12 protein-coding genes and 1 tRNA gene are annotated in these 13297 nt (G+C 53.3%); 10 read left to right on the top strand and 3 right to left on the bottom strand.

Annotation, left to right across the window (positions count from 1 at the left end):
• Positions 1–52: 52 nt before the first annotated feature.
• A complete protein-coding gene (gene hemC, locus J2I48_RS17930; RefSeq protein WP_207336855.1) occupies positions 53–976 on the bottom strand; it encodes a hydroxymethylbilane synthase in 924 nt (307 codons plus the stop codon).
• 295 nt (positions 977–1271) lie between these two features.
• Between hemC and J2I48_RS17925 the strand changes: the two genes are divergently transcribed.
• Positions 1272–1664 (top strand): Hsp20/alpha crystallin family protein, encoded by a 393-nt coding sequence (locus J2I48_RS17925; RefSeq protein WP_207336854.1) that lies wholly within the window; start codon positions 1272–1274, stop codon positions 1662–1664.
• A gap of 62 nt (positions 1665–1726) precedes the next feature.
• On the opposite strand, the gene J2I48_RS17920 is transcribed toward J2I48_RS17925, so the two are convergent.
• Positions 1727–3280, bottom strand: coding sequence for a polysaccharide biosynthesis C-terminal domain-containing protein (locus J2I48_RS17920; protein WP_207336853.1), 1554 nt, complete (start codon positions 3278–3280; stop codon positions 1727–1729).
• A gap of 134 nt (positions 3281–3414) precedes the next feature.
• Between J2I48_RS17920 and purH the strand changes: the two genes are divergently transcribed.
• From purH to J2I48_RS17880, 8 genes are all read left to right on the top strand, one after another.
• Positions 3415–4911, top strand: a complete 1497-nt coding sequence (purH, locus tag J2I48_RS17915; RefSeq protein WP_207336852.1) for a bifunctional phosphoribosylaminoimidazolecarboxamide formyltransferase/IMP cyclohydrolase — start codon at positions 3415–3417, stop codon at positions 4909–4911.
• Positions 4912–4923: 12 nt separating this feature from the next.
• On the top strand, positions 4924–5115 hold the full coding sequence (locus J2I48_RS17910; RefSeq protein ID WP_207336851.1) for a DUF433 domain-containing protein: 192 nt from the start codon (positions 4924–4926) through the stop codon (positions 5113–5115).
• A gap of 107 nt (positions 5116–5222) precedes the next feature.
• The gene (locus tag J2I48_RS17905) at positions 5223–5996 is read left to right on the top strand and encodes a lysophospholipid acyltransferase family protein (RefSeq protein ID WP_310587288.1); all 774 of its coding nucleotides are present in this window, start codon (positions 5223–5225) and stop codon (positions 5994–5996) included.
• A gap of 89 nt (positions 5997–6085) precedes the next feature.
• Positions 6086–6376 carry an Asp-tRNA(Asn)/Glu-tRNA(Gln) amidotransferase subunit GatC gene (gatC, locus tag J2I48_RS17900; protein ID WP_207336850.1) on the top strand — a complete coding sequence of 97 codons (291 nt, stop codon included), beginning with the start codon at positions 6086–6088 and terminating at the stop codon, positions 6374–6376.
• Positions 6377–6459: 83 nt separating this feature from the next.
• Positions 6460–6530: transfer RNA gene (locus J2I48_RS17895), tRNA-Gln, on the top strand.
• A gap of 135 nt (positions 6531–6665) precedes the next feature.
• A complete protein-coding gene (locus tag J2I48_RS17890) occupies positions 6666–8552 on the top strand; it encodes an ABC-F family ATP-binding cassette domain-containing protein (protein WP_207336849.1) in 1887 nt (628 codons plus the stop codon).
• A 94-nt stretch (positions 8553–8646) separates the two neighbouring features.
• Entirely contained in the window at positions 8647–9279 is a 633-nt protein-coding gene (locus J2I48_RS17885) for a DedA family protein (RefSeq protein ID WP_207336848.1), read from the top strand.
• Positions 9280–9477: 198 nt separating this feature from the next.
• Complete coding sequence (locus J2I48_RS17880; protein ID WP_207336847.1) at positions 9478–9978, top strand: hypothetical protein; 501 nt, start codon at positions 9478–9480, stop codon at positions 9976–9978.
• 102 nt (positions 9979–10080) lie between these two features.
• On the opposite strand, the gene J2I48_RS17875 is transcribed toward J2I48_RS17880, so the two are convergent.
• The gene (locus J2I48_RS17875; RefSeq protein ID WP_374758164.1) at positions 10081–12210 is read right to left on the bottom strand and encodes a prolyl oligopeptidase family serine peptidase; all 2130 of its coding nucleotides are present in this window, start codon (positions 12208–12210) and stop codon (positions 10081–10083) included.
• A gap of 122 nt (positions 12211–12332) precedes the next feature.
• Here J2I48_RS17875 and J2I48_RS17870 point away from each other — a divergent pair, with 122 nt between their 5' ends.
• Positions 12333–13259, top strand: a complete 927-nt coding sequence (locus tag J2I48_RS17870) for a DUF1207 domain-containing protein (protein ID WP_207336846.1) — start codon at positions 12333–12335, stop codon at positions 13257–13259.
• The last annotated feature ends 38 nt before the right edge of the window (positions 13260–13297 follow it).

Here is a 13297-nt window from a genome sequence, read left to right as displayed (position 1 = left end):
AAGAAGTTTCTGACGCGAAGCAACAGAAGACTGAAGACTGTAAATAGTAAACTTATAAAGTTGCCCGGATGGCTTGCAGGATGACGTCGCCGCCGCGGGCCAGGATGGCTTCGGCGAGTTCATTGCCGAGGTGTTCGGCCTGGGCACGGGGGCCGGTAAAGGTTTCGCGAAGCAGGTCGTTACCATCCAGGTTGATGAGGCCGCCCGTAAGCGTAATCGCGTCGGCGGTGCCGGTGGCAAGGGCAAAAACCGGGATGCTGCACCCCCCTTCCAGCCGCCGCAAAAAGGCCCGCTCGGCTGTCAGGCAGGCTTCGGTGGGTTCATGGTTGGTTAGTTTGCGCACAACGTCCATCTTGTCGAGCGCCAGCGTATCGGCCACTTCAATGGCCACACTCCCCTGCCCCACGGCGGGCGTGAAGTCTTCGATGGGCAGAAACTCGGCAATCAGGTCGTCGTAATGCATCCGGTGAACACCCGCATAGGCCAGCAGCAGCGCGTCGCACTGGCCCTCGTCAAGCTTACGAAGCCGCGTTTGCAGGTTGCCGCGCATATCGACCACCTTGATGTGGGGGCAATAATGCTTCAACATGGCCACCCGCCGCGTAGACGAGGTGCCAATCACAAACGGATGGCCACTCGTGAGCGACAGCGACGGATCACGGCTAACCAGCACGTCGTTGACGCGTTCGCGTTCGGTGAAGGCAATAATGCTCAGATCCGGTGCCAAACTCGACTGTAGATCTTTGGCCGAATGCACCGCAATATCAATCTGCCTCGACCGGAGCTGATCTTCCAGTTCCTGCGTGAAAATGCCCTTACTGCCAATCTTCGACAGCGACCGGTCCAGTATCTGGTCGCCTTTGGTCTCAATCAGGACCAGTTCCGACGTAACTCCCCCCCCTTCCAGCAACTGCTGTATGTATTCAGCCTGCCAAAGCGCCAGCCGACTACTACGGGTGCCTATTCGAATATGCATACAGCAAAGTTAATGTGTGAAAGAGCGAATGGTGAAAGAGTGAAAGAACTGACCAGGCCACTCTTTCACTCTTTCACCATTCGCTCTTTCACTCAATGTACTGTTCCCAACCTTCCCCGACTGCGCAATTTTCGCCACAGACAAAGCGACTGATGTTTGGGTAGCTTACCGCCAAAAAGGCCGATTCTGAGTCCTGAACCCAGTTTTCACTGTCAGCATGGCACCCTCCAAGCATGAGTTTCACCTCGGCACGGCATTTGTCTTATAGGCAATAGAACAGTAAACAACCACTACTATGAGAGCTGTAGATCATGTGTTTAAAGGTACTGGTGGACAGATCGATTTGCTTAACACGCTGTATGGCGGGTCGAGCATGACCAAAATGAATGTCACCCAGGAAGAAGATCGTTTGGTTATTAAACTATCGGCACCGGGCGTGAGTGCTAATGCGTTTAACGTGTTGGTAGAGGGAAATAAGTTGGTACTTTACACGCTCCTGGTGCAGGATAGCAATACCGAAGGCCAACGGTTGGCCGTACCTATGTTTTTGAAAGTGATGGATATCCCCGGCTTTGTGGATGCTGACCAGATTGAAGCCGTGCACGACCACGGTCAGGTACTGGTGAATTTGCCCATTAAAGACGAAGAGCACCTGCACCGCAAAATCGACATCAAGAATCTCTTCTAATGAGTTGCCTTCCGGGGCTGCCAGTTAAGGCTCCGTAACCCATAGATGCGTGCAGCCCGACCTTACGAGGTTGGGCTTTTTTGTGTCCCAATTTTCTTCAGCCGGACCAGGCCCTCCCGAACGGTAGTCCATTCCACAGCCAGAACGCAACCCAGAAACAGCCCAAATAAGGCAACATGGAAGGGTACAGCCACCCACAGGTTGCTGATATGGATAAATGAGTTAAGGTAAATCAGCAACCCGCCGCCCGCCACGTAACCTACCGCCGAGGGAACGTTGTAGGGTACGGGGTAGTACCGTTCGCCGAGGACATAGCAAAGGGCCATCATAACAAAACTGGAGGCTAGAAAAGCCCATGCACAGCCCATATAGCCCAGTTGGGGAATCAGCAGCCAGTTTAGCCCGAACGTGATGGCCAGCCCAACCACCGTGATCAACGTTCCAAACTTGGTCTTGTCCGACAGTTTAAACCAGAACGAGATGTTGTAGTAAATACCCAACAGCAGGTTGCCCAGCATCAGCAGCGGCACTACGTCCAGGCCTGCGCGGCGTTCTGGATTGAGCAGCCGACCCGCCAGGTCCATATTCAGGCTAATACCCACCCATAGTACTACGCAAACAACAATAAACCACTTGGTTACGCGTGCCAATAGGTCAGGGGCATTCTTGTCATCGGCTTGTCCGAAGAAAAAAGGCTCCGCTGCAAACTTAAACGACTGGATGGCCAGGCTAATGAATACTGATAACTTAAAACATTGCCCATATACGTCCAGCGCCCACTCCGATGAATGGCCAGGGTAGAAGCCATTGGGCAGAAATTCACGCAGGAAAAGCCGGTCAGTGAGGTTGTTTAGGACGCTGGCTAGGTTGGTGAACATAATAGGCAACGCAAAGATCAGCAGTAGCCGGGCTTGAGGCCAGTCGAACGTTGGCTGGAAGCCGCTAAACGCCCGGCGCAACACCAAAAAATAGAATGCATTGGCCAGCAAATTGGCAAGTAGAATATAGCCGGGGCCGATTTCCGGGCGGTAAAAAAACTGGGCAACGGGCTGTAGGCCCGTCAGGTAATCGCCTTCCGTGATGTCTTTGCACACCACAATGAAAAACACATTGAGCAGTACGTTCAAGCCAATGTTGATCAACTTCGCCACCACAAACTGCTTTGCTTTGCCTTCCACCCGTAACCGCGCAAACGGAATGGCCATAATGGCATCAAGCCCAACCAGCAGCGCCGTCCACTGAATAAACAGTTCCTGACCGGGATAGCCAAGGGCGGTGGTGATGGGCTTTGTCAGGAGCAGAATTAGCGCAGTAGCCACCACGCTCACCAAGACCACCATACTGAGTGTACGGCTAAATACCCGCGCCCGCTCTGCCTCATTTTCCGGTCCTTTGTTACGGGCGGCATAACGGAAAAAAGCCGTTTCCAGGCCCAGAGTATATACCGTCAGCAACACCCCGACCCAGGCATACAGCGTTACATTCGACGATAGCGTACCTCCCTTTTTGAAGGCGTATGTTTGAATAGGAACCAGCAGAAAATTAATCGACCGCGCCGCAATGGTGCTGATACCGTACAGGGCCGTGTCGCCCGCCAATTTTTTAAATGCGCTCAAAATAGTTGCCGATTAGGCTAGATCCACCCGTTCGGGGACTTGCAAAGATAAAGGAGGGCACGTCAGCTTGAACGCCATGCTTCAGCTTGGCGGCGGCTGTCTATCTTTGTCAGCTGTACCTGACTTACTAATCAATGAAAATTTCTGCTGCGCTGCTATCGGTCTATTATAAAGACGGCCTCGAACCCATTGTCCGGTTGTTACACGAGCAGGGCGTTACGCTCTACTCTACAGGTGGTACGCAAACGTTTATCGAACAATTGGGTATCCCCGTCATCCCGGTCGAGTCACTAACGGGGTATCCATCCATCTTTGGGGGGCGGGTGAAGACCCTGCACCCGGCCGTTTTTGGGGGTATCCTCTACCGCCGCGATGACGAGGGCGACCTGGCCCAGGCGCAGCAGCACAACATCCCGGCCATCGACATGACGGTGGTAGACCTGTACCCGTTTGAAGAAACCGTAGCCTCCGGTGCCCTGGCGGAAGATATCATCGAGAAGATCGACATTGGCGGTATTTCGCTCATCCGGGCGGGGGCCAAAAATTTCCAGGATTCACTCATCGTTTCGTCGCGCAACCAGTACGCCGACGTGCTGCGCATCCTGACCGAAACAAACGGCCAACCCGACCTCGACACCCGCCGCCGCTACGCGATGGAGGCTTTTGCCACTACCTCGCACTACGACACGGCCATTCATGCCTATTTCGCTGGCTCGGCTGCCACACCCAAGGCTAACACCCTTCGCTATGGCGAAAACCCGCATCAGCAGGCCACTTTCTACGGCGATCTGGACGCCATGTTCGACAAGCTGCACGGCAAGGAACTGTCGTTCAATAACTTAGTCGATGTTGATGCCTGCGTTGGGTTGATTGACGAGTTCGACGGTCGTCCCACCTATGCCATTATCAAGCATACCAACGCCTGTGGTATTGCCACGGCCGCCACGGCAAAAGAAGCGTATGACAAAGCCCTGGCCTGCGATCCGGTGTCAGCGTTTGGTGGGGTGGTCATCACCAACGTACCCGTCGATCTGGCAGTGGCCGAAGAGTTGAACAAGCTCTTCATGGAGATCCTGATTGCGCCCGCCTACGCGCCGGAGGCGCTGGAGCTGCTGAAGTCGAAAAAGAACCGTATCCTGCTCCTGCGCAAACCCGTGGCGCTGCCCACCAAACTGGTGAAAACGATTTTGAACGGGACGCTGGAACAGGACAAAGACAACGTGACCGAAACCACCGATCAGTTCACGACCGTTACCGACAAAGCACCCACCGCCAGCGAGTTAAAGGCTTTGGAATTTGCCCTGAAAGTGTGCAAGCATACCAAATCGAACACCATCATTCTGGCTAAAGAAGATGTACTGCTGGCTAGCGGTGTGGGCCAAACCAGCCGGGTCGATGCCCTGCGGCAAGCCATCGAGAAAGCCCATGCCTTTGGGTTTGATCTGGCGGGTTCCGTCATGGCTTCCGATGCGTTTTTCCCCTTCCCCGATTGTGTTGAAATTGCCGGTCAGGCAGGAGTCACAGCGGTGGTGCAGCCCGGCGGCTCCATCCGCGACAAAGACAGCATCGACTACTGCAATCAGCACGGCATGGCTATGGTCACCACGGGCATACGTCATTTCAAACATTGACCAATTAACTGTATGGAGTCTATCATCAGCCGTATCACTGTTGACCCAACTGTATGTCATGGAAAACCTACTATTCGTGGTTCACGACTAATGGTGGCAACCATTTTGGAATTACTAAGCGCTGAAATGACTTATGATGAGTTGATGGAAGATTACCCTTCTTTACAAAAAGAAGATATTCAGGCTTGTCTTTTGTATCGCTAATGAATTCATAGTACTGCTGGCTTCGCGCTTTAGGCTTTACGCTCTAGGCCGGAACGCCGGGCCATCTAGAACGTTACCCTTCCCCCTTAAAACCACTCCTCTTAATCGTGTTAAAAACTTGGTTCATAGCGCTTTACACGATTTGGTGTGTACTGGTATTTGCCTTGTTGCTGTTGCCATTGCTGCCTATTATTTTGCTGGGTAGCTGGCTGTATGCGCAGAAGATACGGTTTGGCCTGCACCTGGCGCATGGAGCTGTTCGGCTTTGGGGTATCCTGGCCTTTTTGCTGATGGCCATGCCTATTCGGGCCGACTGGCGGTTTCGGCCCGAAAAAGGGCAGGCCTACGTGTATTGCGCCAACCACTTTTCGTATTTCGACATTGCCGTGCTGGGTACCATCGTGCCGGGACTATATGCCTTCATCGGCAAGATCAGTGTGCGGAAGATCCCCCTCTTTGGCTACATGTATGCCAAACTGCACGTGATGGTCGACCGGTCGAGTGCACAGAGCCGGGCCTATTCGCTGGCCAAATGCATGCGTACCCTGGGCGAAGGACGCAGCATTATTATCTTCCCGGAAGGGGGCATCAAAGCCCAAAGCCCGCCCCAAATGGTGTACCCGTTTAAAGATGGTGCTTTCACGATGGCCATTCAGAAACAGGTACCCATTGTACCCATTACGCTCGTCAACAACTACCGTATTCTACCCGATGTACCCCTGTTCAGAGTACACTGGCAGCCCGTACGGGTTGTTTTCCACGAACCCATCTCTACCGTTGGCCTCACTCAGGCCGACGCCGATGTGCTCCGCGAACAGGCCTATCAGGTGATTGATAAAGAATTGAAAAAGGCTGTTCAAGGTTTAATGTCTAAGGTTTAAAGTTTAAAGTCTAATGTTGCTTCGCATTCGGTAGGGGTAGTTCGCGAAGCAACATTAGACTTTAGACATTAAACGTTAACCGCTCACTCATGAAAGTAGATACCGAAACGCTGCAAAAAATTGCCCATCTGGCCCGGCTCACGGTGCGGCCCGAAGAAGAAACGCAGTTGCTGAGCAGCCTCAACAGCGTGCTCGACTGGATGGAACAACTCAACGAAGTGGATACCACAGGCGTGGAACCCCTCACGCATATGTCGGCGCTGGACGAGGCCAATATTCTCCGCGACGACGTGGTGGCTAACCAACTTCCTCGTACTCAGGCACTGGCCAATGCCCCTGATCACGACGATCAATTTATTAAGGTTACGAAGGTGCTGTAGGCCAGATTTCAGAAGAAATTTTTGGGCTTGCGCTTGATTTACGTAGGCAGAGGGTCGTATCTTTGCACTCGCAATTGCAAAATAGCTCGATAGTATAAGGGTAGTACAACAGATTTTGGTTCTGTCTGTCTAGGTTCGAATCCTGGTCGAGCTACTACAAAAAGCCGATTCCTCACCGAGTCGGCTTTTTTCGTGTTTACCAGACGCTAGATTCTGGACGTTGGATTCTGGACAGTTATGCAGTAGTGGCAGTGTCCAAAGTCCAACGTCCAGTATCCAACATCTTCTTATGAACTACCTCTCAGCCGAGAATCTCTCGAAATCATACGGTGACCGGACGCTGTTTCGGAACATCAACTTCGGTATTAGCCGGGGCGACAAAATCGCCATTGTGGGTGCCAACGGGTCGGGCAAGACGTCGCTGCTGGAAATACTGGCCGGGGCCGCCCCACCCGACGACGGGCACGTGAGCGTTCGGAAAGACATCACTGTGGGCTACCTCAATCAGCAGCCCGACCTGAACGAGGCCCTGACCATTATGGAGGAGGTGCTGGCGGGCGAAAGTGCCCAACTCGACGCCGTGCGGGCCTATGAAAAAGCCCTGCTGCACGACGACCACGACGCGCTGGAACAGGCTATGAACCAGATGGAAAAGCTGGAGGCCTGGGATTATGAAGCCCAAATTCGCCAGATTCTGGGCGAACTGGGCATTCAGGACGTAGAGCAGCGCGTGAGCACCCTCTCCGGCGGGCAGCGCAAGCGGGTGGCCCTGGCGCGGGTGCTGATTCAAAACCCCGACCTACTGATTCTGGACGAACCCACCAACCACCTCGACCTGGAGGCTATTGAATACCTCGAATCGTTTCTGAACACCCAAAACGGCACTCTGCTGATGGTGTCGCACGACCGGTATTTTCTGGACCGCGTCTGCAACCAGATTGTGGAAATGGACAATGGGCAGTTGTACGGCTACAAAGGCAACTACGCTTATTTCCTGGAAAAGAAAGCCGAACGCCTGGCCATCGACGCGTCGGAGTTTGAGAAGAATAAAAACACCTACCGCCGCGAACTGGACTGGATGCGTCGGCAACCCAAAGCGCGGGGCACCAAAGCCAAATACCGCGAAGATGCCTTCGAGGATCTGGAAGGTAAAGTAAAAGGCCGCCGCACCGATGGCGAACTGGACCTGAACCTGCGCGTGTCACGGTTGGGGAGCAAGATTCTGGAGGTGGAAAACCTGAGCAAGCGCTTTGGCGACAAAGTCCTGCTCGACCATTTCACGTACACCTTCAAACGGCTGGACCGGGTGGGGCTGATTGGCAAAAACGGCATGGGCAAGACTACGTTGCTCAACATGCTCACCGGCGAAACCCGCCCCGACTCAGGCAAGATCAGCGCGGGGGGCACCGTGCAGTTTGGCTATTACACCCAAACCGAACTGAACCTGGCCGAGAATCAGCGCGTGATTGATGTGGTGCAGGAAGTGGCCGAAGTAATGAAACTAGCTGATGGACAGACTATTACGGCCAGTCAATTACTCCACCACTTCCTCTTCGACCGGCAGAAGCAGTATGACTTTGTGGCCAAACTGAGCGGCGGTGAGAAGCGGCGGCTGCAACTGCTGCTGGTGCTGGTGCAGAACCCCAATTTCCTTATCCTCGACGAACCAACCAACGACCTGGACATTACGACGCTGAACGTGCTGGAAGAGTTTCTGCTCAATTTCCCCGGCTGCGTCATCATCGTCACCCACGACCGCTACTTTATGGACCGGCTGGTCGACCACGTATTTGTGCTGGAGGGGCAGGGCAAAGTGCGCGATTACCCCGGCAACTACACCGACTACCGCGAATGGCGCGATGCCCAACCCAAGAAAAATGCAAACGTAAAAGAGGCCGCTTCGGCAAGCCATAAACTGGCCCCGGTGAACCTGTCGGCCGCCAAACCGGCGGCGCCTGCCGAAAAGAAAAAGTTAAGTTTTAAGGAACAGCGTGAATATGAAACGCTGGAGGCCGAAATTGAGGCCCTCGAAAGCCGCAAAGCCGCCCTAACCGAACAACTCAACGCCGGTGGTCACCACGAAGAGCTAACCGCCTGGGCGCTTGATATACAGCAGCTTGAGGCCCAAATTACCCAAAAAACCGACCGCTGGCTAGCACTGGCGGAGCTTATTTAAAAGGGAATTAAGAATTAAGAATTAAGAATGTTGCTGACGCGAACGTTCGCGTCAGCAACATTCTTAATTCTTAATTCTTAATTCCATCCCCCAGATGGACGCCATTCTCGACTTCTTCCGCTACCTACTTAATTCCGAGGAGATCATCCGCACGGGTGGGCTGGTGGTGGTTACGCTGATCGTGTTTATCGAGAATGGGGTCATTTTCGGGTTTTTTCTGCCCGGCGATTATTTGTTGTTTCTGGCGGGGGTCTTTGCCGGCACCAAGGCGCTGGCGGTGTCGCTGGGGTTGCTGCTGGCCTGTATTTTCGGGGCGGCAGTGCTGGGTGCACTGCTGGGGTATGGCACGGGCTATTTTTTCGGGGTGAAGCTCCAAAACAGGCCCGATTCGCTGTTTTTCAAGCAGAAGTACATCGAAAACACGCGCAAGACCTTCGAGCGTTACGGCAGTCAGGCCCTGATTGTGGCCCGGTTTCTACCCGTGGTGCGCACGTTTGCGCCCTTGCTGGCGGGGATCATCCACATGAATCTGGCCCGGTTTATGGCCTACAATGTCATTGGCGGGGCACTTTGGACGGTAGTACTGGTGGGCGGTGGCTACTATTTCGGAGTGCAGTTTCCGTGGATCATTAATTATGTACACTGGATCATCCTCTTCTTCCTCGGTATCACTACATTTACCGTTATTCGTGGTTATCTAAACGCCCGAAACGAGTCTGCTTCCTGATAAATGAGGTGCAGTGATCATTAATTTTCGGTGATTCTATGAACAAATCATCGTTTGCAGTAGTCTTTGTCTCTGAAACAGGTACGTTAGATAACAACAGGCAGACCGCTGGATAATTCGTATGACGATTTCCTTTTCTGTTCCAATCAACCTCCCTTTATTTGTCCAATCATAAACGCAAAAACGAGACTGTCCACAATGAAAAAATTCTTCGCAGTAATTGCTTTGTTCAGCCTAACCCTGCTGACCACCACAAGCTTCGCTCAGATGTCAATTGACAAGGGTACAAAATTTGTTAACCTGGGTATCGGCGTTGGTGGTGGATTCTATTACAGTGGAGGCATTGCCTTCAACGCTGCTGCTGATTTTGGCGTTGCCAAAAATATCACTGTGGGTGGTGCTGCTGGTTATAGAAGTTTCGGTGATGGCTACGGCGGCTACGATATCGGTGCTCGTGGATCATATCACTTCAACGAATTGCTGAGCACTCCCGAAAATGTGGATTTATACGCTGGCCTAGGTTTAACCTACTTCGCTTACACGGGCTTAGCCAGTTCTTTTTATAACCCATCATTTATCGCTGTACCCATCCACTTGGGTGGTCGTTACATGTTTGCCGAGAAAACGGGGGTTTTTGCTGAACTTGGCTCATCTATCTCAGTGCTGAAACTTGGCATTACCTTCAAACTGGGTCAATAAACTCAGCTTTTTTCTTCACAAAGAAGCCCCGGCCAGTTGGTCGGGGCTTCTTTACGTTTAAACCAATAATGTTTTTGGAAACCTTATAGGTTTACTAATCAGCTACTTACTGGCTACCTCTTTCAACGTGCCTACGCCCATATTCCAGAGGATAAACGAGTACATGTCGGCGGTGAGTTCGATGTTCTTTTTGGTGTTGCTGGCCCCGTGGCCTGAGTTGGTGTCAATGCGAATCAGCACCGGGTTTTTGCCTTTGTAGACCTCCTGCAACGTGGCGGCGTATTTGAACGAGTGGGCCGGTACTACGCGGTCGTCGTGGTCGGCGGTGGTGATGAGCGTGGCGGGGTAGTTCAGGCCGGGCTTCAGGTTGTGCAGGGGCGAATAGGCCCGTAGAAAGGGAAACTCGTCGGCGTTGTCGGCGCTGCCGTAGTCGGCAATCCAGTTCCAGCCAATGGTGAACTTGTGGAACCGGAGCATATCCATCACGCCCACCTGCGGAATGGCCACCCGAAACAACTCAGGCCGCTGGTTCATAACCGCACCCACGAGCAAGCCCCCGTTTGACCCACCCCGAATGGCCAACTTCGCCGATGAGGTATATTTTTCGGCAATCAGGTACTCGGCGGCGGCAATGAAATCGTCGAACACGTTCTGCTTTTTGGCTTTCATGCCCTGCTCGTGCCACTTCTCGCCGTATTCCGAGCCGCCGCGCAAATTAGCCTGCGCATATACGCCGCCCTGCTCCAGAAACGGAATCAGCAATGAGCTAAACGCCGGGGGCAGACTAACGTTGAACCCGCCGTAGCCGTAGAGAATAGTTGGGTTGGTAGCATCGAGTTTCAGACCCTTGCGATAGGTGATGAACATGGGCACCTTCGTACCGTCTTTGCTGGTGTAAAAAACCTGCTTCGTTTCGTAGTCGGTTGGTTTGAAATCGACCTCCGGCTGGCGAAATACGCTGCTTTTTTTGGTGGCAATGTCATACCGGTAGATCGTGGGCGGAAACGTAAACGAGGTGTAGGTATAGAACACAAATTTATCGTCGCGCTCACCCCCGAAACCGCTGGCTGTGCCAATGCCGGGCAGGGTAATCTCGTTTTCCAGCTTGCCATTCAAATCATATACGTATACCCGCGAAGTTACGTCTTTGGCGTATTCTGCAAAGAGCTTGCCCCCCGCCGAACTGCTGTTGGTGAGTGGTTCGGGTTTTTCGGGCAGCACTACCGTCCACTTCTGGGTGGCGGGGCTGTAGCGCATCACCTTATTATTAGGGGCATTGTCGTTGGTTTCAATCAAAAAATCGGCCCCCACGTTGTCAATAACGCCATACTGCGAGTTAGTGATTTCCGACACAATAGGCTGGAAAGTGGCCCCGGCTTTAGCGGTTTCGAGAAAATAGAGGGCGTTGCCGTCTTTACCCTTACCCCGGTCGCTGACGTTCAGAAACGCATACTTTTCGTCGTCAGAGGTGCTTACGGTATGAAACCGTTGCGGGTTTTTGGCGTCTTCAAACACCAGCCGGTCAGCCGATTGGGGGGTGTTCAGCTTGTGGAAAAAGACCTGATGGTTCTCGTTTTTCGCCGCCAGCGCCGAGCCTTCGGGCTTGGGGTAGCGGCTGTAATAGAACCCGTCGCCCTGCCAGGCCGTGCCCGACACCTTCACCCATTCAATGGTTTCGGGCAAATAGGCCTTGTCGGCGAGTTTCATGATCCGGTAATCGTACCAGTCCGAGCCGCCTTTAGACGTACCTACCACGGCGTACTCACCATTTTTTGAGAGCGCGAAGGCAGTCATGCGCGTGGTGCCGTCGGCCGAGAGTTTGTTTGGGTCAATGACCAGTTCGGGTTTACCATCCAGCCCCTTTTGCCGGTACAGCACCGACTGATTCTGGAGGCCATCGTTTTTCGAGAAGTAGAACCAGTCTCCCTTCCGCGACGGGGCCGAATATTTGGGGTAGTTGAATACCTTCTCGATCCGGTCCTGAAGTTGCTTGCGGTACGGAATCTGGCTCAGGTAGTCGAACGTGACCTTGTTTTCGGCTTTTACCCACTCGGCGGTTTCAGCCGAACGGTCATCTTCGAGCCAGCGGTAAGGGTCAGCAACAGGGGTGCCGTGGTAGGTATCAACGTGGTCCGACTTGCGTGTGTTGGGGTAGGTCAGCGGCCCGGTCTGGGCCGTAGCGGCAGTGGTGGCAAGCATAAGCGAAAAGCCGATGAGTGTTTGTTTAGTCATGTGCTGAAGAGAGAAGAGTAAGACAAGACCTAAAGTTCGGGTTTATAGGCGCATGCTGGTAGCCCGGCAGCAAGCCAACGCCCGCTTTTTTGATAGCTTTGCGCTCTATTTCACCTACCTACATGAGAGGACTTGTACTGACCGGGGCCTTGTGCCTGCTTTACCTCACCGCCCGGCCTCAATCGGCCACCGACACCACCGCCTACCCCCGTAAGGAATGGTTTCCCAAGAATCACCTGTTCGCCCCTATCCTGCTCGACCCCATTGAGGCGCAGGTATACGGCAGCGCACTGCCATTTTTCAACACCACCGGCGAACGGAAAGTAGGCTTTACCGAAACCGACACCCGCGACAAAGAACTAAACCGTGGCACCATCGTGCCGTTTGCGTTTGGCTTTCATAAACCCTTCTACCGCGTCACCACGGCACCGGGGCAGGCGCACGAATGGGGCCTCGACGTGGGGTCGTTTACCCAATTCCAGGTATTCAACGACACCTCGCGGCTAGCCAAAAAACCGGGGCAGCTGGTCTATAAAATCATCAACAACGATTATAAGCTCAGCTTCTGGTATAACTTCCGAAAAGGCCGTACCAGCTACCGGGTGCGGCTGTATCACGTCTCGTCGCACCTCGGCGACGACTACATCGTGCGTTATCAGCTTAATTACTACACCCCAAATGCCGTTAACTACGAACTGCTTGACTTCACCTATAGCCGTGACCTGCCCATTGGCCTGCGGATATATGGCGGGGCGGGTGTTTGCCTGCGCGGACAGACCGAACGGCAACGGTTTAACCTGGAGGCCGGGGCTTATTACCGTGAGCCGGGCACCAAAAAGCAGCGGCTGGTGGGTGGTGTTGACGTTAAGGCCTGGCAGCAAACCAATTTCAGACCCGGCATTCACGCGGGCATTGGCTACGAACTCGGCCGGTCGACCCAAAACCTGACGGCCATGCTGGATATGTATTATGGTTACCGGCCTTATGGCCAATATGAGTATCAAACCGTTGCCTGGGCCGGTATCGGCCTGTATTTCAATCCATTTTAAAAATAGTCTTCTGTTTACTGTTTCGGATCGCAGCCAAC

The sequence above is a fragment of the Fibrella aquatilis genome, from assembly GCF_017353255.1.
Lineage (GTDB): Bacteria > Bacteroidota > Bacteroidia > Cytophagales > Spirosomataceae > Fibrella > Fibrella aquatilis.
The sequence above is the reverse complement of the archived record's forward strand: the minus strand, read 5'-3'. Positions and strand labels throughout refer to the sequence as shown.